Raw genomic sequence first — 23,510 nt, forward strand, 5'->3', positions numbered from 1 at the left:
CGGCGGCGACGTCGCGCCCGATTTATTTGGCGGCTCCGATCCGTTGCATTATCTTTGCCGAAAAATTCCGCACCATGCAGATCGTCAAAGCCGAATTCAAGTGCTCGTCGGAGCGGATCACGCAGGTCCCGAAGGACGACCTGCGCGACATCGCCTTCATCGGGCGCAGCAACGTGGGCAAATCGTCGCTCATCAACATGCTCACCGGCCGCAAGGGGCTCGCCAAGGTCTCGGCGACACCCGGCAAGACGCGCCTGATCAACCACTTCCGCATCGACGACCGCTGGTACCTGGTCGACCTGCCGGGCTACGGCTACGCCCGCACCTCGAAGACGCAGCGGGGCGAGTTCTCGAAACTCATCACCGACTACGTCCTGCGCTGCGAGAAGTTGCACTTCCTCTTCGTGTTGGTCGACATCCGCCTCGAGCCCCAGGCCATCGACATGAGTTTCATCCGCCTGCTCGGCGAGCACGGCGTGCCCTTCGGCCTGATCTTCACCAAGGCCGACAAGCTCTCGCGCGCACAGGCGCAGCGCAGCGTCGACCGCTACCGCACAGCCCTGTCCGAAGAGTGGGAGGAGCTGCCGCCGATGCTGGTCAGCTCGTCGTCCGACGCCACGGGACGCGACGCCATCCTCGGCTTCATCGACGAATGTCTGAAAGTTTGATTCTTTGTTGAAAATTCACGCCCCGCAAAGGGCGTTTTTTCATCCTATTGTCCTATCTTTGCAATACCTTAAAAAATCCGCTGTTATGGCAATCCACAAAATCAAAATTTTCACCGGCCGCGGTTCCGAGTACCTGGCCGAGAAGATCGCCGCGAGCTTCGGCACCACGCTCGGACAATCGGAGGTGCTCAAGTTCAGCGACGGCGAATTCCAGCCCTGCTACAACGAGTCGATCCGCGGCTGCACGGTCTTCATCATCCAGTCGACCTTCCCGCCCTCGGACAACCTCATGGAGCTGCTGATGATGATCGACGCCGCACGCCGCGCCTCGGCCTACAAGGTCGTGGCCGTGATCCCCTACTTCGGGTGGGCACGGCAGGACCGCAAGGACCGCCCCCGCGTGCCGATCGGCGCCAAGCTCGTCGCCAACCTGCTCATGGCCGCCGGTGTGGACCGCATCATGACGATGGACCTGCATGCGGACCAGATTCAGGGATTTTTCGACATTCCCGTCGACGCGCTCTACGCCAGCGGCATCTTCATCCCCTACATCCAGAGCCTGCGGATCGAGGACCTCTCGATTGCCGCGCCCGACATGGGCGGTGCCAAGCGCGCCAACACCTACGCCAAGCTGCTCGGCACGCCGATCATCATCTCGCACAAGGAGCGCGCCAAGGCCAACGTCGTGGGCAAGATGACCGCCATCGGTGAGGTCGAGGGCCGCAACGTGCTGATTGTCGACGACATGATTGACACGGCCGGCACAATCTGCATGGCTGCCGACATGCTCATGTCGCGCGGTGCGAAGAGCGTGCGTGCGGCGATCACCCACCCCGTGCTCTCGGGCCCGGCCTACGAGCGCATCAACGACAGCGCCCTGCAGGAGGTGATCGTTACCGACACCATTCCGCTCAACCCCAACAAGGACCTGCACAAGTTCACGGTGCTCTCTGTCGCCGACATCTTCGCCGACGTCATCGAGCGCGTGCACAACTACAAGGAAATCTCCTCGATCTTCTTCAAATAACCCCGAGGGGCCGCCGAGGGGGGGGGCCGGAGGAAGGGACCATCAAAAAGGGGGCGCCGGAGAACGGAGCGCCGGAGGAAGGGACCGTCAAAAAGGGGGCGCCGGAGAACGGAGCGCCGGAGGAAGGGACCATCAAAAAGGGGTCGCCGGAGAACGGAGCGCCGGAGGAAGGGACTGTCAAAAAGGGGTCGCCGGAGAACGGAGCGCCGGAGGAAGGGACTGTCAAAAAGGGGTCGCCGGAGAACGGAGCGCCGGAGGAAGGGACCGTCAAAAGGAGGAGCCGGATAGTCGGAGCCGCCTGAAAATAAGGGTGCCGAAAAGAGGTAACCACCGGAAGGGTCTCAAAACAAGCCGCCGGAAAATGCAGCGCAAAACAGGCGCGGAACACGGGATGTATTCCGCGCCTGTTTTACTGTCAGAGCCCATGCCGGGCTGCGCCCTCCTACTCCCGCGGCTCCTTCTTCTCGCCCTTGCGCTGCCGCACATACTCCGTGGGCAGGCAGCCGACATGCTTCTTGAAGCTCGTGGCGAAATACGACGGCGAGTTGAATCCCACCATGGCCGAAATCTCCGCAATCGAGTGCTTGCGCTCCAGCAGCAGTTTGCAGGCGTAGTTGAAGCGTATCTTGCGGATGAACTTCGTGGCCGATTCGCCCGTGACGGACTTCATCTTCAGGTGGAGGTTCGAACGGCTCATGCACAACGCCTTGCTGAAGTCGTTGGACGAGAACTCCTCGTTGTCCATGTTCTCCTCGACGATCCGGATCGCCTTCTTGAGGAACTCGCCGTCCATGGCGTTCGAGGTGATCTGGTCGGGGTCGATTTCCGTATCGTCCGAATACTTGTGCCGCATGCGGTAACGGGTCTTCAGCAGGTTGTTCACCTTGGCCGAAAGCAGCGAGATCGACAGCGGCATCGAGAGGTAGACGTCGGCTCCGGCCTCCGTCGCGGCGATCTGCTCCTCGACGCTCCCCTCCGTCGAAAGAATCACCACGGGGATATGGCACGTGCGGATGTTCTGCTTCACAGCCTGGCAGAGCTTCAGCCCGTCGAGTCCCGGCAGCAGCTTGTCGGCGATGATGATGTCGGGTTCGAGCTGCTTGAGCAGCTCCAGCACCTCGTTTCCGTCGCCGACGATCCGCACGTTGTAGCGCGGCTTGAAGTGGTCGGCGACATAGCCGCTGACGTCCGGGTTGTGCTCGGCGACGAGGATCAGCCCCTGCTTGCGGTCGTCAGTCTCCTCTTCCGAGACGAACTCGGCGGGTGCCGGATCGGACCACTCCTCGGGAAGGAACTTCTCGCTGTCGCGGATGATCGAACCCCGCACGTCGTGCTCGCCGGCCCGCTTCTCCTCGGGATAGACCGACAGGTCGTCGGGCAGCGTGATCCTGAATTCGGTGTAGTTTCCCGGTTCGCTGCGGAGCGAGATGGTGCCCTGATGCAGCTCGACGATGCGGCGCACGATCGACAGGCCGATGCCGCTGCCCGAATGGGAGTCATGAATCTGGTAGAATCGCTCGAAGACGCGCTGCTGCTCCGCGGGCGGGATGCCGATGCCGCTGTCGCGGACCGTCAGGCTGAAGTTCCCCTCCCCGCGCTGCAGCGCCACGCGGATGATTCCGCCGTCGGGCGTGAACTTGAAGGCGTTGGAGAGCAGGTTCGTGAGCATCATCTCGAGGAACATGCGGTCCACGGGCAGCTGTTCTCCCTTCAGGTCGGAGCTGAGGATGTAGTCCATGTCGCGGCTCTGCGCCACCTCCTCGAACATCGAGAAGACCTCGGCGACGATGCCGTCCACGTCCTGCACGGCGACCTTCATCTTGAACATGCCCAGCTCGGCCTTGCGGTAGTCGAGCAACTGGTTGACGATATGCAGCAGCTTGAGGCTGTTGCGGTAGATGTAGTTCAGGCGCGAGGAGACATACTTGTCGTTCGTTCCCCGTTCGCGGATCTCCTGCAGGGGCGACATGATGAGCGTGAGCGGCGTGCGGAGTTCGTGCGCGAGGTTGATGTAGAAGCGTATCTTCTCCTGGCTCAACTCGCCGATGGATTTCTTTTCCATGCGCTCCAGCCGCAGCTGCAGCTGCATCTTCATCCGGCCCATCACGGCATAGATGCCTCCGGCCACGGCTCCCAGCGCCAGCAGCACCCAGAGAATGCGCGCGGCGAGGGTCTGCCACCACATGGGCAGCACGCGGATTTCGACCTCCGCGGTCCGGTCGCTCCAATGGCCGTCGTTGTTCGCAGCGCGGACCTTGAAGAGGTAGTTTCCGGGCTTGAGATTCGAATAGGAGGCTTCGAGATTCGACGTTTCGTACCAGCGGGTGTTGAACCCCTCGAGTTTGTAGGAGAAGGTATTGCGGCCTCCGGCCAGGGGGTTGACCGCCACGAAGCGCACCGAGAAGATGTTGCGGCACGACGGGAAGGCCGCAACGGTGACGCGCCCGAGCGAGTCGCGCTCGAAGCGCACGCGGCGGTCGGAGGCCGCATCGGCGACCTCGACGCCGACAATCTGGGCTTCGGGCGCAAAGGGGTTGTCCACCAGATCGTGGGGACGGAAGTGCGTGATGCCGCCGATGCCGCCGAACCAGAAGACGCCGTCGCGGCTGCGGCAATAGGAGTAGAGGTTGAACTGGTTGTTGGCGATGCCGTCGCGCCGCGTGTAGTTGCGGAAGGTCTCCTGCCGCGGATCGAAGCACGAGAGACCGCCGTTCGTGGAGAGCCACAGCCGGGCGAGGTCGTCCTCGAGAATGCCGTAAACGACGTCGTTCGGGAGACCGTCGGCAACGGTATAGCGCGTGAAGGTGTTGTCGGTGCAGTTATAGCGGAAGAGCCCCTGCTGCGACCCGATCCAGATGTTGTGCTGCGAATCTTCCGTAACGCACATGACGGCCAGATCGCGGCGGGGGGGGGTCGCGCACGCCTCGACAGGCAGCGGGTCGAACGACCTCACCTCGCGCGTCTGAGGCACATAGAGGAGCAGTCCGGCATTGGACCCAATCCACACGCGGCGCTTCGAATCGCGGAAAAGCGTATTGATCTGCAGCGACGCCAGTCGCGGCTCGTAATCGGCGCAGAGGTGCCGCCTGAAGGTTCCCGACGTCTTGTCGAAGGCAATCAGGCCGTTGAGCGTGCCGACCCACAGCGTGCCGTCTCCGCCGTCGAGCAGTGCATAGCAACTGTTGTTGATCGGGATATTGGAGTTGATGCGATAGTGGCGCGTGCGGTGCGAAGCCGTCTCCATGCGGGTCAGGCCGCCGGCATGGGTGCCGATCCAGAGGACGCCGTCGCCGTCGGGCAGGATGCACTTGACGTTGTTCGAGAGCAGCGCGCGGTTTTCAAGGTTGAATTCCGTGAAGCGCTCCGTCTCCCGGTCGTAGAGATTCACGCCGTCGTCGTTCGTGCCGATCCACATCTTTCCGGACGAGGGGTCCTCGACAATGCAGCTCACCGTATTGTCGCCCAGCGAATTGCGGGCCGGATCGTAGCACAGGACCCCGAAACGCCGGGCCAGCGGATGGTAATAGCTCACCCCGCCGTAGTAGGTGCCGAGCCAGACGCCGTGCTGCCCGTCGATGAAGATCGAACGGATCGAATTGTGGCTCAGCGACCCCGGTTCGGAGGAGTGGACGTAGCGGGTGAAGCATCCCGTCTTGGGGTCGCGGATCGAAAGTCCGTCGAAGGTCCCGACCCAGAGCCGCCCTTCGGTGTCGGTCTGCAGCACGCGGATATAGTCCGAAACCAGCCCCGGCGTATTCGCCGCCGTATAGTGAGCCGTGACATGCAGCGCACCGTCGAGACGGTAGAGCCCGTTTCCGTAGGTGGCGATCCAGAAACCCTTGCCGTCGGGCTCTATGCAGGCGATGTCGTAGCGGGCCATCTGCGGCAGCACGCGCACGGCATTGCCGTAGATCGAGGAATAGGAGTAGACACCGTTCGACGTGCCGATCAGAAAGCCGTCGCGGGAGGGGCAGACCGTATGGACGTTGATCCCCGTAAGGTAGGTTTTGATCTCCAGACGCCGGGCCGTGCGGTCGAAGGTCACCACGCCGAGGTCGGTGGCCAGCAGCAGGTCGCCGCTGCCGGGAATCAGGGCGATGTCCGAGACCTGCATGTTGCGGCCCACGATCCGGAAATTCTCGAAACGCTCCGTGGCGGCATCATAGAGCGAGAGGCCCGAGGAGGTGCCGACCCAGAGGCGGCCGCCGTCGGCCAGCAGGGCGCTGACGGTATTGTCGGCCAGCGAGCAGGAATCGGTCTCGTCGTAGCGGTAGACCGTGAACGAATAGCCGTCGTAGCGGTTCAGTCCGTCCTGCGTACCCATCCATATCCGTCCCAGCGGGTCCTGCGCAATGGCCAGTACGGTGCTCTGCGAGAGGCCCTGATCGACCGACAGGGTGGAAAATTCGATCCGGGGCGTCGCAGCAAGGCCCCGGGCCGGGGCGAGGAGGGCAAGCGAACCGGCCAGGATGGACAGGAGGTATTTTATGCGCGGCATAGAGAAGGTTCGTCAGGTTAGAATGGCACAAAATCGTGCTCTTGGTGGTATAAATATAGTATTTTTTTCTGGAATAATTGTTCCTTTCGGCAATACACCTCCTCAAAAAAGTCCGCGGTGCAGACAAAAAAGGCGGTCCGGACCGCCTGTGCGATCCGGACCGCTTGCTGTCGACCGACTGTCGGAACAGCCGGAACATCAACGCACCGAGACGGGAATCTCGTCCACGAGTTCACGCTCCGGAGCGCCGGGCTGCCGGATGAGCGTACTGCCGCCGACCGTCGAAGCGCCGGTGTTGTAGAGTACGGCATTGCCGTGCGCGTCCGTCACCGTGAGACGTGCGGGCTGCGAGGCGTCGAGCTGCGCCTCGATGACCCAGCCGCCCACCTCGATGCGTTCCGCCCCGTCGCAGGTACAGGGCAGCGGCTCCCGCCCCTCGGGCGTGATGCGGAAGAGGGCCAGGAAACGCTGCGACGGGCTCTTCCGCACCGTCGTGAACTCCGCATGCCAGTGGTTCGAGTAGACGAGCGGTTTGCCGTCGGCCCCGGCCCGCTGCTTCCAGTTGACCGCCGGCGAGAAGAATTGATCCGTGAGGTTCAGCTCCAGCTCCCCCGTCGTGAAGAGGTCCATGCGTCCGGTCGCGGCCCCGTTCCCGGCCTCGACGGCCTGCTCCGAAAGGCGCGTCATCGGGTGGTGGCTGTGCAGCAGCCAGGTCCACGACACCGCCTCCCGGGCCTCCAGTTCGTCGTAGATGACGATGATGTCGGGCTTCAGGAATAGGAAGTGGCGGCGGAAGCGCGTGACACCCGGGTCCCCGAAGCCGTTTTCGGGCGTGTAGTCCACACCGGACTTCTGCATGCGGTCGATCCAGAACGGTGTGCGCATCTTGTCGTAGGCATGCGTAGCGTCGCCCAGCGTGTAGGTCAGCGCCGGGGTGTCGGCGAAACGCGGCAGCCAGCCGTAGCCGTTCTCGCCGATGCACTGGGCCAGTCCGTCGACGAGCAGCGTGTTGTGGCCGCGCGTGCGGTAGTGCATGAGCGTATGCTTGTCGTTGAAGTTCGAGTAGTAGCCCGTACCGCCGAAGAGCTGGCGGCCCCCGTAGCTGATCGTAAAGCCGTTGTGGGCGGCATGGGCATGCCCCGTGGCACCGAACGGCACACCGATGAAGGTCGCCATCAGGTCATTCGCCGCATCGGCCGGGTCGGTGTGCATGAGCGAGAAGCCCGCATCGGGATAGAAGCGCGAGGTCATGGGCTGCGGCGCCACGGGCTGCACGTCGTCGATCCTGCAGTCGGTCAGCATGCGGTAGATCCGGAAGGTCCGCGCGCGGCGGAGCGTCGCGGGATCGTCGCCGATCAGCCGGTCGGCATACCAGCGGGCCTCGCCGCTGCCCGTCTCGCGGGCCAGCGCATCGGCAAAGCCCATGTACTGGGCGGGCGGCGTGCGGAGTTTCTCGTAATCGTCGCCGTAGCCCGTGGCGTAGGAGTCCTTCGGGAAGGAGTAGACCAGGAATCCCGGCAGGTTGCGGTACCACGGGATGTCGAAGAAGTCGACACCCGTCAGGCGCGACAGCACGAAGGGCACGTAGATGAACGTGACGAGGTTGGCCTCGAAATAGCTGCATCCGTCGTGCCAGCCGCCGTCCTCGCCGCCGAGAATCGGGAAACGCGAGCACCACACCTCGTAGCAGTAGCGCAGCCACTTGCCCGCCTCGGGGAGGTCGCCCGTCGTGGCGATGGCCGTGAAGAAGAAGTTGCGGAAGGTGTGCTGCCAGACGTGGTTGTCCATCGAGTGGCACTCGAAATCCTTGACATAGTGGCGGTAGAAGTGTTCGCCGCGCACGCGGATCGCCGCCAGCACGGCGGCCCGCTCGTCGGGCGTCATGAAGTCGCAGGCCGTATCGTAGGCCATGGCCAGGCCGTACATGATGGCCGAGCGGTTGAAATCCTCCGACGTGGCGTCGCTGTCGACGGGCAGCGCCGCGGCATGCAGCGCATGGCGCACGGCCTCACGGGCGAAAGGCTCCTCGCCCGTGAGCAGGTAGGCCAGCGAGAAGTCGACGGCGGGCTGCGTGACCACCTCCCCGAACTTGTGGTACATGAAGTTGATCATCGACTGCTTCTGGAAGGGCGACATGCCCGTCGTATCGCGCGGCCGCGTCGGGGCCACGGGCACGAGGTCCATGCCGATCCGCACACGCTGCGCCTCGACAAATTCCCGGGCCTCGGCGTTGTCGCGGGCCTGCCGGCGGAACTCCCCGACGCGGTCACGCTGTACGTAGAGGCGGAAATGGGGCATGGCGGCGACCCGGGCCTCCAGTTCGGCGGCCGTCGGCGTGGCGAAGCGGCGGGCCGAGGCGTCGACCGTAAAGTCGCTGACCTCCGACCAGCGCTCCCCGCCGTCGGGCAGCGTCACGGACCACTGCCAGAACCAGCGTCCGGCGTCCAGCGGCTCGTGCACGGCCCAGGCGGCCCACTCGAAGGGGCCTTCGGTGCGGGTCGTGGCATCGGTGAAGGTGCTGTCCTGCGACAGCCGCACACGGTAGAGCGCCCCGGGGGCATCCTCCGACCCGGGCCACAGCAGCGGCGCGGGGTTCTGACGCACGGCAACCCCTCCGGCCGGCTTTGCCCAGGCACGGTAACGCGGGTGCAGCGCCTGTTTGTCGAGGTGTCGCTCCGCCGGGAGCTGCGCCGCGGCATCCGTGGCGGCAAACAGAAGCGCGATCAGCAGGATTCGTTTCATTGTCGGTTCTTTTTGAAGAGTTCGGAGAGCTTGTAACGTTTGTTTTCGATGAGCGGGCGGGCCCAGAAGGCGATCGAGACGATGTATCCGATCGTCAGGCAGACGAACAGCAGCGCCGCGCGCAGCCCGACCAGGTCGCCCAGCCACTCCACGATCAGCGGGCCCAGCGCCCCGCCGGCGATTCCCGTGCAGAGGATTCCGGCGAACGACCCGTGGTAGCGGGCCACGGAGTTCAGCCCGAGCGACATGACGATCGAGAACATCACCGAGATCGAGAAGCCCACGGCCGGGAAAGCCGCAACGGCGACCTCCGCACTGCCGAACAGCGCCGCAAGCAGCGACACGAGGGCCAGGGCGCCCGAGACCTTCAGCACGTCGCGCGCATCCCAGAGTTTCAGGGCGAAGAGCCCGATCAGGCACCCGACGGACATGTAGCCCCAGAAACGCCCGACGACCGGCGCCCCGACCGTCTGCGGGTCGAGACCGTGGTAGCGGCGCAGGAACTCCGATATCCAGTTGGCGACGCCCTGTTCCGAGGCCGTATAGCAGAGCATGCCCAGGAAGAAGAGGTAGACGCAGCGGTTCTTCAGCAGCACCTTGTAGGAGTGCAGGCCGCCGCTGCGCTCGCTCTCCTGCAGCTCGAGGCGCGGGAAGCGGACCGCGAGCACCACGGCGATCACCGCGACGAGAATCACGGCGAAGAGCCAGTAGAGCGAAACCCACGGCAGCGACTCCGGCGTGAGCGACTGCAGCCAGCCGGTAAAGCCCGTGAGGCGCTCCCCCGAGGTGAGGCGCCCGACCAGCCCGGCATAGACGAAGGGGCTGACGAACGACGCCGCGCCGAAGACGAGCTGCCCCATCACCGAGAAGAAGGCGAAGTTCTCCTCACCGCCCGCCACGCGGGTCAGCGGGTTGATCGTCGTCTGCAACATGGCCATGCCCAGCCCGATCGTGAACGACGAGGCGAGCAGCACGGGGAAGGTCGGGAAGAGCGCGAAGAGCAGCGATCCGGCGAGCGGCAGGGCGAAGCCCGCCGTCAGCACGACCTTCTGGCTGAAGCGCTCGATGAGCAGGCCCGCCGGGATCGACATGATGCCGTAGGCCAGGAAGAACGACATGGGGATGAATCCCGCCAGCGCGAGGTGCTGCAGGCGGAAGTTGTCGATGATGTCGGGGATCAGCGGCCCGATGATGTTCGTGATGAACGAGATCACGAACCAGAAGACCATGATGAGCGCCACGAGGGCATGGTTGCGTCTCATGCTCCGAGCGTCTCTTTGAGGATCAGACCTGCGGCGCCAAGGCTTCCGGCGCGGTTGCCCAGTTCGGCCGGGACGATCTGCGTATCCCCGCCGCACACGGACATCATCTGCCGCGCGACGTATTCGCGGAGATGCTCGAAATAGAACGCCCCCGCCTCGGAGATGCCGCCTCCGACGACCACCTTCTGCGGTGCGAAGAGGTTGATCATCGAGGCGATGCCGTGCGAGAGGTACATCCAGTGCTCCTCCATCGCCTGCACGGCGGCAGGAAGCCCCTCGCGGTAGCGGGCGACGATCTCGCGGCCGTCGGCCCCGTCGCATCCGGACAGTTCGCGGTAGCGGCGCACGAGAGCCGAGGTCGAGGCGTAGTGTTCGAGGCACCCCACCCCGCCGCAGGCGCACCGTTCGCCGTCGCACTTGACGGTGATGTGGCCCATCTCCATGCCGCGGCCGCGGTAGCCGCGCCACAGCCGGCCGTCGATCATCAGGCCGCAGCCGATGCCCGTTCCCACGGTGACGAAGAGCGCATCCGTAGCCCCGCGGCCCGCGCCGAAGAGCGACTCGCCCAGCGCCATCATGTTGGCGTCGTTGCCCGCCAGGACCCGCAGCCCCGTGGCCTGCTCCAACCGGTCGGCCAGGGGAACCATCTCCCAGCCGACGATGTTCTCCGCACCGCCGAGCACCGTGCGGCCGTCGTCCGTAACCACGCCCGGGGTGCCGATGCCGACCCCTTCCAGCACAAGCGTCTCCTGCGCCGCATAGTCACGGCAGGCGGCGATCCCGCGGAGCAGTTGCTCCAGCACGGCTTCGGCGCCCTCGCCGGCCCGGGTCGGCAGCTCTCCCGCAAACGGCATACCGCCGCGGGAGTCGACCACGGCGTACTTCACCGAAGTACCGCCGAGGTCTATTCCGATCGCATGGCGTATCATGGTCAGGCCCTCTCCACCCAGATGGGCGACGACCAGCCCCACTGTCCGTCGCGCTGGCGTACACGCACGTAGTAATAGTCCGTATCGCGCTCGGCCCGCTCGTCGACCATGTAGTGGCCCACGGCGAAGCCCGATTCGGTCGCGGCACGCTCGAACTGCACGGCCTCCGACAGCCAGCCCCGCAGGAAGTGGGCGCGCGCCCCTTCGAGCAGTTCGTCGAGCGTATGCTCGTAGCGGTGGCCGTTGAACTCGGCGACGATGCGGCCCGTGCGGGGCATCTCGACGTCGAGGATCACGCCCTGCATGGCCGGGGTCAGCACGTTGGGGTTCTTCGAGGAGTACATGTCGAGCACCACGCGCTGCGCGTCACGCTCCAGCACACGGTTCACCCGCGTGTGGAACTCCGTCTCGCCGGGCTGCGGCGAGGTGAAGGCCGCACCGCGGAAGCAGGTCTGCATATCCTCGATACGCCCCTCCGAGAGGCGCACCTCGCCCTGCCAGTGCACGTACTCCTCCTCGCGGTTCCAGCCGAAGTTGATCTTCACCTTCGCGCGGATCACCTCGTCGTCGGGAGCCGTCGTGCGGTGCGGGGCATTCAGGCGGGCGATGCACTCGCCGTTCTTGATCAGGTCGACGTAGTCGAGGTGGTTCTGCCCCTCGACGTTGACATAGATCTCGCGGCGGCCCGCACGGATGACGTCGCCACCGACGGCGTCGTTGATGCGGAAGTCAATCTTGATCTTGTCGCCCGTGACGCCGCAGACGTGGCGCCGGCCCATGTTGTCCCAGATGGCGTCGCGGTCGAGCGCCGGGGCGTAGACGCCGATGCGGCCGTCGCCGTAACTGCCCGGATAGCCCGCATGCTGGTCCGTCGAGCACATCAGGCCGAACTTGTGGCCCTGCTCCAGTCCGTAGAGGATCGAGCCCTCCCAGACGCGCGGACCCATGTCGTGCAGGTAGTTGTAGTCGCCCGTGTCGCTCTCGGCCAGGCCGTGGCGCGAGAACATCTCGACGAAGGGGGTCTGCGCATCCTCGCGGAACGCCGCCCAGTTGTAGCCGCGGAAGCCCGTCTGGTAGCCCATGTGGTGGGGCGTCACGTAGCACTTGTAGTCGCGGAGCTTCTCCTTGAGGTCGGGCACCGACGTGCACTCCACCAGCGGCACGTCGAAATCGTGGAACAGCGCCACGTGGTCGCCGTGCTCCATGCTGTGGCACTCGTAGGAGACGAACGTGAGGAACTTGTCCGGGCGGTTCGCCGCCTCGACGGCCCGGCGGTACTTCTCGTAGCCGCCGCGCCGCAGCCGCTTGAAGGCCTCGGTGTGATAGCCGATGACCCAGCCCAGCCGCGGGTCGTTCTCGCCCGGGATGTCGGGCCACAGGGCATGGGGCGTCACCGAGGCGAAGTCGAGCTGCTGCTCGGCCGCCGCGAGGGCGTCCGACAGGTCGCCGTGGCCGTAGGTCACGTTGCAGTGGTTGTGCACGTCGCCCCAGAAGACCTTGAGGTCCTTGAGCGAGGGCATCTTTTTCTTCACGCCGTCGGGCAGCGAGTCACTGTCACCGAGTTTGGCGCATCCGGGGAAGGAGCTTACGGCGGCCAGACCCAGCAGCGTCCAGCCCGAAGCCTTCAGAAAATCTCTTCTATCCATAACAGGTTATGCAGTTAATGTCGGTTTGTTCAGGGTTCGGGGCGCGGTCACAGCTGATCCGCGCCGCGGAAAAATTCGTACTCCCGCTCGCAGGGGTCCGTGTCGCCGCACTCCTGCTGAAGCTGTTCGAGCTGGGCGTGCAGTCCGGCGCGGATCTCGGCATAGGCCGGATCGTCGTAGACGCTGTGCATCTCGTGTGGGTCCTTCTTCAAGTCGTAGAGCTCCCACTCGTCGACGTCGTTGTAGAAGTGGATGAGCTTGTAGTCGCGCGTGCGGATGCCGTAGTGGCGCTTCACAGAGTGCCACGACGGGTATTCATAGTAGTGGTAGTAGACCCCCGTGCGCCACGCTTCGGGCGTCCTGCCGCCCGAGGTCAGTACCTCGCGCAGCGAGCGTCCCTGCATGTCGGCCGGCACCTCGATCGAGGCCATGTCGACGAACGTCGGGGCCAGGTCGATGTTCATGACCAGCGCGTCGCTCCGCGTACCGGCCTGCACGGCCTTCGGGTAGCGCACGAGCAGCGGCGTGCGGTGGCACTCCTCATACATGAAACGCTTGTCGAACCAGCCATGCTCACCGAGGAAGAAGCCCTGGTCGGAGGTGTAGACGATGATCGTGTTGTCGAGTTCGCCGATCTGCTCGAGGTAATCCAGCAGGCGACCGACATTCTCGTCGACGCCCTTGATGACGGCGCAGTAGTCCTTCATGTACTGCTGGTACTTCCAGCGGGTGATCTCCTCCTGCGAGCCCTTGCGGACCTGCTCCCACTCGGCGATGCGCGGCGCGTAGGCCTCGTTCCAGCGCGCCTTCTCCGCGTCGGTCATGCGGTTGTAGGCCGCCTGGTACTGCATGACGCTGCTGCGCCAGTCGTTCGCACGCGACACGTCGTCCTTGTTGGCGTCGCCCGACCGCTCCAGCTCGTAGTCCTGCGCCAGCTGCTCGGGCGTCATCAGCTTCAGGTCCCACTCGGGCCACATGTCGCGGCCGATCTCCATCGCCTGCTCGCGCGCGGCGCTCCCGCGTCCCGCGTAATCGTCCAGCAGGTTGTCCGGCTCGGGGAAGACCTTGTCGTCGAAGATGCCCAGATGGCGCTGCGCCGGCATCCAGTTGCGGTGCGGCGCCTTGTGGTAGTAAAGCATGGCGAAGGGGCGCGACGGATCGCGGTGCTCCAGGAAGTCGATGGCCTTGTCGGTGATGATGTCGGTCACGTAGCCCGGCTCGACAACCTCCTGACCGTTCTCGATGAAGAGCGGCGCATAGTATTCGCCCTGTCCCACGAGGATGCTCCAGAAGTCGAAGCCCTGGGGTGCGGAATTGAGGTGCCACTTGCCGATCATGGCCGTCTGGTAACCGGCCTCGTGCAGCAGTTTGGGGAAGGTCTGCTGGTTGCCGTCAAACGTGCGCGAGTTGTCCGTAAAGCCGTTCACGTGGCTGTACTTGCCCGTGAGGATGCAGGCGCGCGACGGGCCCGAAATGGCATTCGAGACGTAGCAGTTCTCGAAGAGCATGCCTTCGCGCGCCAGGCGGTCGAGATTCGGGGTTTCGACGAGCAGGCTGCCGTAGCAGCTCATCGCCTGGGCGGTGTGGTCGTCGGTCATCATCACGAGGATGTTGGGACGCTTGGGTTCAGCCTGCGAACAGCCCGCAAAGGCCGCCAGCGTCAGCGGCACGGCGGCGTAACGCGCGCCCTGTGCCATAAGGTCGAGGTGTTTCATATCGGATCGGTTTGGATTTCTGTTCTGAAACCGGCATGCCGCGGCATCACCGGTCTGCAACGAAGGGCCGCAGGTTGCGCACGAGCTTCGGGTTGCCGATGCGTTCGCCCCACTCGTACATCTTCCGGCGCAATTCGCCGAGCGTCTCCGCATGGCGGCGGTCGACGGCCAGGTTGACCATCTCACCGGGATCGGCCTCCAAATCGTAGAGCGCCTCGCGGTTGCGGCCCCACTGGTAGAGGACATACTTGTAGCGCGACGAGACGATGCTCCAGCCCGGGATGCCGACGCCCGAGAGCAGGGTCTCGACGAAAACCTCGTCGTGGAGCCGCCGCGTGCGGCCCTCGACCACGGGACGGAGGCTCCGGCCCCGGTAACGCGCCGTATCGAGCGCGACGCCCGCATAGTCGCAGAGCGTGGCGTAGAGGTCCAGTCCGATGTTCGAGAGGGCCTCGTCGTTGCATACGCCCGTCTCGCCGCGCCCCTTCGGGGCCTTTGCGATCAGCGGGACGTTGATACACTCCTCGAACAGGGCCCACTTCTGGTTCCAGCCGTGCGCCGCGACGCCGTCGCCGTGGTCCGAGCAGAAGAGGATCACGGCATCGTCGTAAATCCCGCGGGCCTTGAGCACCCCGACGAGGCGTCCGACCTCGCGGTCTACGCGCTCGACGAGCCGGTAGTAGGCATACAGGTAGCGGCGCCAGTCGTCCTGCGTGCAGGTGTAGGTGTCGTGGTAGCGGGGCGAGGCGGCCTGCTCGAGCCGCAGCGCCTCGGGTTCGTAGGTCGAAGGCATGAAGTTGGCCGGCAGGTTGGGACACTCCTCCGTCGCGAAGTCGGGCAGCTGGCCGTAGTGGAGCGACTCGAAGCGTCCGTATTCGCAAATCTCGTGGGGATTGAGCAGCGACGCCACCAGGAAGAGCGGCTTTGCGCCGTCGTACTCCGCGAGGGCCCTGTCGCAGGCGTCGGCCAGGGTCGGGTCGTGCATCGGGCTGATGCGGCGGAATCCCGTGCCCGAGTCGGGCAGGTTGACCTCCGGGACATGCCACTTGCCGGCATAGAGGCATTCGTATCCCGCCGCCGAGATGCGGTGTCCGATGCCGAGGGCCATATCCTCGGCGTGCGGCCGCACGGCGTTGTCGGTGGCGCCGACCTCGAAGGGCATGCGGCCCGTGACAATCGACGCCCGGCAGGGGCCGCTCAACGGATAGGGGCAGTAGGCACGGGTGAACCGCACGCCGTCGGCGGCCAGTGCGTCCATCGCAGGGGTCTCGACCCAGGGATTGCCGGCACACGACATGGCTCCGGCGGTCTGCTGGTCGGTCATGATGACAATGAGGTGGGGGCGCTGCCCGGCACGGGGTTTCTGCACCGGAGCGGCTCCGGCATCGGCGGCCGCGAAGGCCATCGTCACGAGCGACGAGGCGAAGGCCGTCTGCCCGATGCGGTTCTTCAGGTTGGTCATAGGTCTATGATGTGTTGTTCAGGTCGGTTTCAAGGCAAAACAAAGTTACGCATAAAGTGCCGTGCGCGGCGCGCGGATTGTCCCTAAAAACGCCAAACGTGTGCAAAAGCCTTTCGTTTTTGTAGAATCCGATCCCAATTTTGTCCCAAAAGGGCCCCGGAAGGCCCTCCGCAGGGCCCGATTCTACAAATTCGGCATCGCGTTGCACAAAACTGAAATCCCCTTGCAGAATATTGTACAAAGATTCGCCTTTTGTGATAAGCGGTGCGGCGCCTTTGTCCTATCTTTGTCTACGGATAAAACACCCGATCGGATGAAACTCTCGAAACTGCTGACCGCACTTCTGTTCGCCGCCCTGCCCCTGCTGTCGCGGGCGCAGGCCGACACCACGCTTTTCGCCCTGCTCGACCTCTCGCGTCCCGGACTGGAACGCGTGGCGGCGCTCCACGCCGCGGGCGACGACGCGCAGGCCGCCGAGGCCCTGCTCGACTACTACCGCCACCGCACGGAGGTCGTCTGCCCCGACGTCGACACCGCCGCCATCGTCATCACGCCCGGCGAGCAGCGCTGGGCCGACGAGGCGCTCGAACACCGCTTTTTCGTCCACACGGGCTACCAGCCCTCCTACTTTTACGGCGACGATATCGACTGGCAGTACTGGCCCGTCCGGGACAACGAGCTGCGCTGGCAGCTCCACCGCATGAAGTGGTGGGTGCCCATGGGCAAGGCCTACCGCCTCTCGCACGACGAGCGCTACGCCGCCGAATGGTGCGCCGAGTACCTCGACTGGATGCGCAAGAACCCCCTGACCGAGTACGACGAGCGCAAGGCCTGCAACTGGACCGAGGCCGAAAACGTCTACTTCGCCTGGCGCCCGCTGGAGGTGAGCGACCGGCTGGAGTTCCAGATTCACCAGTTCATCTACTTCCTCCCCTCGGAACACTTCACAGCCGACTTCCTGCTGCACTTCCTCGAGAACTACCACCGCCACGCCGAACACATCACGCGCCACTTCTCGGCCTCGGGCAACCACCTGCTCTTCCAGGCCCAGCGGCTGATCTTCGCCGGGGTCTTCTTCCCGGAGTTCCGCGACGCGGCGCGCTGGCGCGCCACGGGGGTCGAAATCCTCAACCGCGAAATCGGCAAACAGGTCTATGACGACGGCATGCAGTACGAGCTCGACCCGCACTACCACCTCGAATCGATCAACATCTTCTTCAAGGCGCTGCGGATGATGGACGCCAACGGCTACCGCGGCGACTTCCCCGCGGAGTACCTCGCCACGGTCGAGCGCATGATCACCGTGCACATGAACTACTCCTTCCCCGACTATACGGTACCGATGTTCAGCGACGCGAAGCTGCACGACCGCACGTCGGTGCTCCCCTCCTACCGCGAATGGACCGAGGTCTTCCCCGCGAACGCCGCGATCCGCCGCCTGGCGACCGAGGGCCGCGAGGGCGCCGCGCCCGACTACCGTTCGCGGGCCTTCCGCACGTCGGGATTCTACGTCCTGCGCAACGGCTGGGAGGAGGATGCCACGGTGATGGTCCTCAAGGCGGGGCCGCAGGCCTTCTGGCACTGCCAGCCCGACAACGGCACCTTCGAACTGTGGTGCCGCGGCCGCAACTTCTTCCCCGATTCGGGGAGCTTCGTCTACGCGGGCGACAAGGAGGTGACGGCCCAGCGCAACTGGTTCCGCCGCACGGCCGTGCACAACACGCTGACGCTCGACGACCGCAACCTCGACAGCACGGCAAGCCGCTGCCTGCGGTGGAGCACCGCGGGCGATACGGACCTTGCGGTCGTGGAGAACCCCTCCTACGAGGGGCTCACGCACCGGCGCGCGGTCTTCTTCGTCGACCGGACGTTCTACGTCATCGTCGACGAGGCGTGGGGCGACGCCGCGGGCGACGTGGCGCTGCACTACCACCTCGTGGAGTGCGATCCGGCGGAGGATGCGGCGTCCTGCAGCGTGGCGACGCGCTTCGACGACGGCAACAACCTCCTGCTGCGCGTCTTCGGCGCCGAACGCATGGAGCGCACCGAGGGGTGGGTCTCGCGCACCTACCGCCAGCGCACCGAGCGCCCCGCCTATGCCTTCCGCACACAGAAAAGAAGCGGCGAGGCAGTCCGCTTCATCACCGTGCTGCTGCCCGCCGGGAATGCCGCGGCCCACGCGGTCGAGGCGTCGTTCCGGGGCCGCTTCTCGGAGCGCGGCTGCACCCTGCGCGTGAAGGTCGACGGCAGGAAATACGACCTGAAATACGAACTCTGAACGATACCTTAAACGATACCTGAAATGAAACGAATTCTGATGACACTCTGCGCCCTGTTCGCCCTGGCGGCGACGGGCGCGGCCAAGGAGAAGCCGGCGGCCGACGCCGACGGCAAGGCGCTCTACGAACTGCTCGACCTGGAGCGTCCGGGGCTGGAAGCCGTGAAGAAGGCGGTCGGCAAGGGCAACTACGCCGCGGCCGACAAGGAGCTGCTCAAGTACTTCCAGAAGCGGCAGGGCGTGCAGCTCTCGGGCCTCGACCTCGAGAAGGTCACCGTCAAGAAGGACGAGCGCAAGATGGCCGACGAGGCCCTCGAGCACAAGTTCTACGCCCACAAGGGCTACCAGCCCTCCTACTTCTACGGCGACGACATCGACTGGCGCTACTGGCCCGTCAAGGACAACGAGCTGCGCTGGCAGCTCCACCGCCACTACTGGTTCATCCCGCTGGCCAAGATGTACTACACGACGGGCGACAACCGCTACATCGACGCCTGGATCGACCAGTACACCGACTGGGTGAAGAAGAACCCGCTCGACGGCGTCGAACGCCTCAAGGCGGCCGGTGCACCGCAGGAGCAGATCGACGCCGAACGCGAGAACATCCGCTTTGCCTGGCGCCCGATGGAGGCCGGGCGGCGTGCGCAGGACCTGCTGACCGAATTTGCGCTGACGATCCGCTCGCCGCGCTTCACGCCCGAGTTTCTGAACCTCTTTCTGCGGATGTACCACCTGCATGCGGACTACGTCGTCAACCACTACTCCGAAAAGGGCAACCACCTGCTCTTCGAGGCCCAGCGCATGATCTTCGCCGGGACCTACTTCCCGGAGTTCCGCGACGCCGCCGAGTGGCGCCACAGCGGCATCGAGGTCCTCAACCGCGAGATCGGCGTGCAGGTATATCCCGACGGCATGCAGTTCGAACTCGACTTCGGCTACCACATCGCCGCCATCGACATCTTCCTCAAGGCACTCGACCAGGCCCGCCTGAACGGCATGGGCGACGAGTTTCCCGCCTCCTACGTGCAGACGGTCGAGAAGATGACCGTGGCGACGTGCAACCTGCTCTTCCCCGACTACACGAACCCGATGTTCGGCGACACGAAGGCCCACGACCGCAAGAGCCTGCTGCAACAGCTGCGCCGCTGGAGCCGCGTCTTCCCCGACAATGCCCTGCTCAAGTGGTTCGCCTCGGAGGGCCGCAAGGGCGCGCTGCCCGACTACCTGTCGTATGCCCTGCCCGATGCGGGCTTCTACACGCTGCGCACCGGCTGGGACACCGGCGCCACGGTCGCCATCGTCAAGGCGGGTCCCCCGGCCTTCTGGCACAACCAGCCCGACAACGGCACCTTCGAATACTGGCACTGCGGCCGCAACTTCTTCCCCGACTCGGGCAGCTACGTCTACGGCGGCGACGCCGAAGTGCTGGCCCAGCGCGACTGGTTCCGCCAGACGCGCGTGCACAACACGCTCACGCTCGACAACCGCAACCTCGAGACCACCGACTCGCAGCTGCTGTTATGGGAGCCCTCCGACGAGGTGACGACGCTCGTCACGGAGAACGCCTCCTACGAGGGGCTCACGCACCGGCGCTCGATGTTCCTGCTCCGGGACGGCATCCTCGTGATCGCCGACCAGGTGCGCGGCACGGCCGAAGGCATGGCGGGCGTACACTTCAACCTCTGCCCCGGAGAGGTCGAATTCGGCAAGGACGGAACGCTGCGCACGCTCTTCAGCGACGGCAACAACATCCGCATCAAGAGCCGCTGCACCGCTCCGGCACAGCTGACGCGCGAGGAGGGATGGGTCTCCTACGCCTACCGCAAGAAGACCGAACGCCCGGCCTACGCGGTCGAGGCGCACAAGCCGGCCGGCGGCGAACTGCTCTTCGTGACGGTCATCACGCCCGACGACGAGGCCCACAAGGGGTCGATCGCCATCGTTCCGGGCGACACGACGACGGGCGACAGCCTGAAGTTCTCGATCCGCGTGGGTGCCGGCACCCACGAACTCGGCTACGAGCTGAAAAAATAGCCGCATGCGATGAAACGATTGTTCTTGTGCACCGCGCTGCTGTCGGCCATGCTGCCGGCAACGGCGCAGCAGCCCCGCGCGGCATCCGGCAACACGGGATCGGAGCCCCTCACCGCAAGGGTCAACATCCAGACCGACAGCGCGCGCCTCGACCAGGTAATCGACGGCGAATGGGTCGCCGTGGGCATCCGCAAGGAGGGGGCCGTCTGCCGCGACCATACACGCCTCTACAACGGCCTCCCCTCCTACCGCTTCACGCTCGGCCGCGAGGACAACACCTTGAGCGGCTACGCCCCCGGCGAGACGAAGGGGCGGGCCGAACTCTCCTACTGCTATGCCACGGCCCGGGACCTCGCCGGCATGACCGACGCCGAATATGACGCGGCGCAACGCATGAAGACCGTCTACCACCACGGCAAAGGCATCTGCGAACAGGGGTCGAAATGGCGCTACACGTTCGCCGTCTTCATCCCCTCGACACTCGACAGCAAGGTCTCGACGATCTTCGCCCAGTGGCACGGCATGCCCGACCGCACGCTTGCGACGGCTCCCGACGGCACGGTGCGCCGCCTTCCGGTCGCGGAGTTCCTCGCAATGGAGGATACGGTCGTCATCAGGAAGGACATGGTCTACCACCGGGTCGAGGCGACGGACAAGCGCGGGAAACGCATCTGGAAGGCCGGTGAGCCCACCGGCTGGAAGATCGAGCAGGGCGGCTATCCGCCGCTGGCCTTCGGTTTCTCGGGCGGCTGGTTCTACATCAAGGCCAACTCCGACCGCCGCTGGTTCACCGACAAGAGCGACCGCTGCAACGCCAATGCGGCCGAAGCGAAGGTCATGCAGCCCGTAACATCGGAGTACAAGGCCTCGACGATCGCCTACAAACTGCCCTTCGGGGAGTTTCCGAAGGATTGCTGGGTCACGTTCGAAGTCGAGATCGACTGGACGCGCTACGGCGGCGAGGCCGAGACCGTCGAAAGCCCGGGCCGCCTCGACGTGAAGATGGCCTGGAACCGCGGACGCCGCATCGAGCGGCACATCGTCGACAACGAGCGCATCCTCATCGGGCGCAACGACGACGCGGGCTACTACTTCAAGTTCGGCATCTACCGCGTGGGCGGCAGCACGGAGCCCGTAAGCTACAACCTCGCGGCCTTCAGCCAGCAGGAGCGCTGATTGCTCCGGCCATCCGGGCCGCCCGGACCACCCGGCCGACCGGCCGCGATATCCGACAAAAAGGCCGGGACCATCCCTTGCAGGGGCGGTCCCGGTCTCGTTTCATAACCCGGCAAAACGGGCCCTTCACTCCTCTTCTCCTCTTTTCCTCCTCTACCTTTCACGCTCCTTCCTTCCCGCGAACTTCTGCCCGAGAGACAGCCATTCCGGTCCTCTCCACCTCCGTCTTCTCCACCTCCGTTCTCTCTGCCGCCGTCCACCCCTGCCACCGTCTTCTCCGCCAGCGTTCTCTCCGCCGCCGTCTTCTCTACCACCGTCTTCTTCGCCGCCTGCCGCACCGCCTGCCAGTTCCCCAAAGAAGGCACAAAGGCAAAAAAGCGTCGGCCCCGACAAGGGAGCCGACGCTTTGCTGTCCTGGAGAGAGAGGCTACTCGCCCCAACCGGAATTCTGATGGCACTTGGGCATCACGTCGAGATCACGCTGCGGAATGGGCATCAGTTCGTGACGTCCCTTGATGATGTAACGTGCCACGGCATAGTTGGCATTCGAATACCAGTCCACAAGCTCCTGTGCCGTCGCAATGACGGTGTCGTAGTAGATGCCCCAGCGGATCAGGTCCTGCTTGCGGTGACCCTCGAAGCAAAGCTCGTAGGCACGCTCCTTGCGAATCGCCTCGCGCAACGCCTCGCGCGACAGTCCGTAGGAGAGGTCGTGCTGCATGTCGCCGAACCCGCGGCGGCGCACCGCATTCACGGCATCGACGGCATCGACGATCGAACCGCCCGACTCGTTGAGCGCCTCGGCGAAGAGCAGCAGCACGTCCGAATAGCGGAGCACGTACCAGTTGATGTTCGACTTGTCGTTGTTGATCATGTAGTTGGCCGAGTTCACGTATTTCTCGGTATCCCACTTGCCCGGGGTGAAGAGCTGGCGCTGCTTGTTGAGATTCTCCTCCGTCGGGTTGGTGACCGTCGAGATGTAGGTCACGGGATCACTGCCCTTCGAGCTGTCGTACTTGTAGTCGGCAATCGAGATCGCCATGCGGGGGTCGTTGTGCTGCTCCCACTCGCGGGTAAAGGTGTAGACCACCTTCCAGTTGCCGGCGTTGCGGCCGCGCTCGCCCTCGACGGCATCGGCGATGACACCGTTCCACTTGCCGATACGGCCGGCGGTGTTGTCGCTGTCGAGACCCGTTGCCGAGTAGAACGACACCTCGATCAGGCTCTCGCCCGCATCCCAGATGCCGTTGCAGGTGTTCGTCCAGACGGTCTCGTAATTCGGGATCAGGCGGTGCTTGCCCGACTCGACGACGCGGCGTGCCGCCGTGGCCGCCTCGGTCCACTTGCTCGTGTCATAGAGCGGATAGCCCGCCCACGTGCAGTAGACCTTCGCAAGCAGACCCAGCGCCGCACCCTTTGAGAAGCGGTAGGCGTTCGACGAACGTTTCGTGTCGTCGACGGCCCACGGAAGCACCTCGGCGGCATACTTGAGGTCCTCCTCGATGAAGGCATAGACGTCGCGCGGATCGGCCTGCTCGAACTCCGAAGCCACGCGGCGCGAATCGTCCGTCGACTTCATCAGCACGACATTGCCGTACCAGCGCACCAGCTCGAAGTAGAAGAGCGCACGCAGCGCACGCGCCTCGCCCAGGTAGATGGTCGCCAGTTCGCGGTTGGAGCTGTTCCAGCCGTCGATACGCTCCGAAATGGTCTCGATGAAGTGGTTGGCGTGGTAGATCGACGTATAGAGCTGGCGCCACGTATTGGCGATCTGCGTCGTCGAGGCGTTGTGCGAGTTCGTCGGAATCTCACGGAACGACGACGTCGAGTTGCCTTCGCACTGCGCGATGTCCGAAGAGATCGTGAAGAGCAGCGACAGGTGGTACGAGTACATGTATTCATTGGCCATGTCCTTGTAGATGCCCATGAGCACGGTCTCGGCCTCGGTGGCATCGTTGACATAGTTGTCCTTGCCCACTTCGGTGAAATTCTGCTCGTCGAGCAGGTCGGAGCACGCACCGAGAACGAGGCACAGGACCGGAAGAAGATATATTAAGGTCTTTTTCATGATTG

Annotated in this window: 13 protein-coding genes; 5 read left to right on the plus strand and 8 right to left on the minus strand. The window is 64.6% G+C overall.

Annotation, left to right across the window (positions count from 1 at the left end):
- Nucleotides 1-74 precede the first annotated feature (74 nt).
- Together yihA and Q1Y33_RS02290 are read left to right on the plus strand one after the other, a co-directional pair.
- Nucleotides 75-668 (plus strand): ribosome biogenesis GTP-binding protein YihA/YsxC, encoded by a 594-nt coding sequence (gene yihA / locus Q1Y33_RS02285; RefSeq protein ID WP_300797831.1) that lies wholly within the window; start codon nucleotides 75-77, stop codon nucleotides 666-668.
- 85 nt (nucleotides 669-753) lie between these two features.
- Nucleotides 754-1,695 carry a ribose-phosphate pyrophosphokinase gene (locus Q1Y33_RS02290; protein WP_300797833.1) on the plus strand — a complete coding sequence of 314 codons (942 nt, stop codon included), beginning with the start codon at nucleotides 754-756 and terminating at the stop codon, nucleotides 1,693-1,695.
- A gap of 442 nt (nucleotides 1,696-2,137) precedes the next feature.
- On the opposite strand, the gene Q1Y33_RS02295 is transcribed toward Q1Y33_RS02290, so the two are convergent.
- The 7 genes from Q1Y33_RS02295 to Q1Y33_RS02325 form a co-directional block, all read right to left on the minus strand.
- The gene (locus Q1Y33_RS02295; protein WP_300797835.1) at nucleotides 2,138-6,193 is read right to left on the minus strand and encodes a two-component regulator propeller domain-containing protein; all 4,056 of its coding nucleotides are present in this window, start codon (nucleotides 6,191-6,193) and stop codon (nucleotides 2,138-2,140) included.
- A 198-nt stretch (nucleotides 6,194-6,391) separates the two neighbouring features.
- Entirely contained in the window at nucleotides 6,392-8,935 is a 2,544-nt protein-coding gene (locus Q1Y33_RS02300; RefSeq protein ID WP_300797837.1) for a DUF4962 domain-containing protein, read from the minus strand.
- Nucleotides 8,932-10,197, minus strand: coding sequence for an MFS transporter (locus Q1Y33_RS02305; RefSeq protein ID WP_300797839.1), 1,266 nt, complete (start codon nucleotides 10,195-10,197; stop codon nucleotides 8,932-8,934). Before Q1Y33_RS02305 ends, Q1Y33_RS02300 begins: the two co-directional genes overlap by 4 nt.
- Entirely contained in the window at nucleotides 10,194-11,126 is a 933-nt protein-coding gene (locus Q1Y33_RS02310) for an ROK family protein (RefSeq protein ID WP_300797841.1), read from the minus strand. Before Q1Y33_RS02310 ends, Q1Y33_RS02305 begins: the two co-directional genes overlap by 4 nt.
- Nucleotides 11,127-11,128: 2 nt before the next feature.
- A complete protein-coding gene (locus Q1Y33_RS02315; protein WP_300797842.1) occupies nucleotides 11,129-12,772 on the minus strand; it encodes a Tat pathway signal sequence in 1,644 nt (547 codons plus the stop codon).
- Nucleotides 12,773-12,819: 47 nt separating this feature from the next.
- Nucleotides 12,820-14,487 (minus strand): sulfatase, encoded by a 1,668-nt coding sequence (locus Q1Y33_RS02320; protein ID WP_300797844.1) that lies wholly within the window; start codon nucleotides 14,485-14,487, stop codon nucleotides 12,820-12,822.
- A 46-nt stretch (nucleotides 14,488-14,533) separates the two neighbouring features.
- Nucleotides 14,534-15,949, minus strand: a complete 1,416-nt coding sequence (locus Q1Y33_RS02325; RefSeq protein ID WP_300797846.1) for a sulfatase-like hydrolase/transferase — start codon at nucleotides 15,947-15,949, stop codon at nucleotides 14,534-14,536.
- 313 nt (nucleotides 15,950-16,262) lie between these two features.
- Here Q1Y33_RS02325 and hepC (Q1Y33_RS02330) point away from each other — a divergent pair, with 313 nt between their 5' ends.
- Genes hepC (Q1Y33_RS02330) through Q1Y33_RS02340 form a run of 3 tightly spaced genes read left to right on the plus strand, consistent with a single transcriptional unit; the run spans nucleotide 16,263 to nucleotide 21,437 of the window.
- Complete coding sequence (gene hepC / locus Q1Y33_RS02330; protein WP_300797848.1) at nucleotides 16,263-18,227, plus strand: heparin-sulfate lyase HepC; 1,965 nt, start codon at nucleotides 16,263-16,265, stop codon at nucleotides 18,225-18,227.
- Nucleotides 18,228-18,251: 24 nt separating this feature from the next.
- On the plus strand, nucleotides 18,252-20,261 hold the full coding sequence (hepC, locus tag Q1Y33_RS02335) for a heparin-sulfate lyase HepC (RefSeq protein WP_300797850.1): 2,010 nt from the start codon (nucleotides 18,252-18,254) through the stop codon (nucleotides 20,259-20,261).
- 48 nt (nucleotides 20,262-20,309) lie between these two features.
- The gene (locus tag Q1Y33_RS02340) at nucleotides 20,310-21,437 is read left to right on the plus strand and encodes a heparin lyase I family protein (protein WP_300797976.1); all 1,128 of its coding nucleotides are present in this window, start codon (nucleotides 20,310-20,312) and stop codon (nucleotides 21,435-21,437) included.
- 427 nt (nucleotides 21,438-21,864) lie between these two features.
- On the opposite strand, the gene Q1Y33_RS02345 is transcribed toward Q1Y33_RS02340, so the two are convergent.
- Nucleotides 21,865-23,505: a RagB/SusD family nutrient uptake outer membrane protein gene (locus Q1Y33_RS02345; RefSeq protein WP_300797853.1), complete on the minus strand. Its 1,641-nt coding sequence runs from the start codon at nucleotides 23,503-23,505 to the stop codon at nucleotides 21,865-21,867.
- Nucleotides 23,506-23,510: the final 5 nt, after the last annotated feature.

It is taken from the genome of uncultured Alistipes sp. (assembly GCF_949296715.1).
Lineage (GTDB): Bacteria > Bacteroidota > Bacteroidia > Bacteroidales > Rikenellaceae > Alistipes.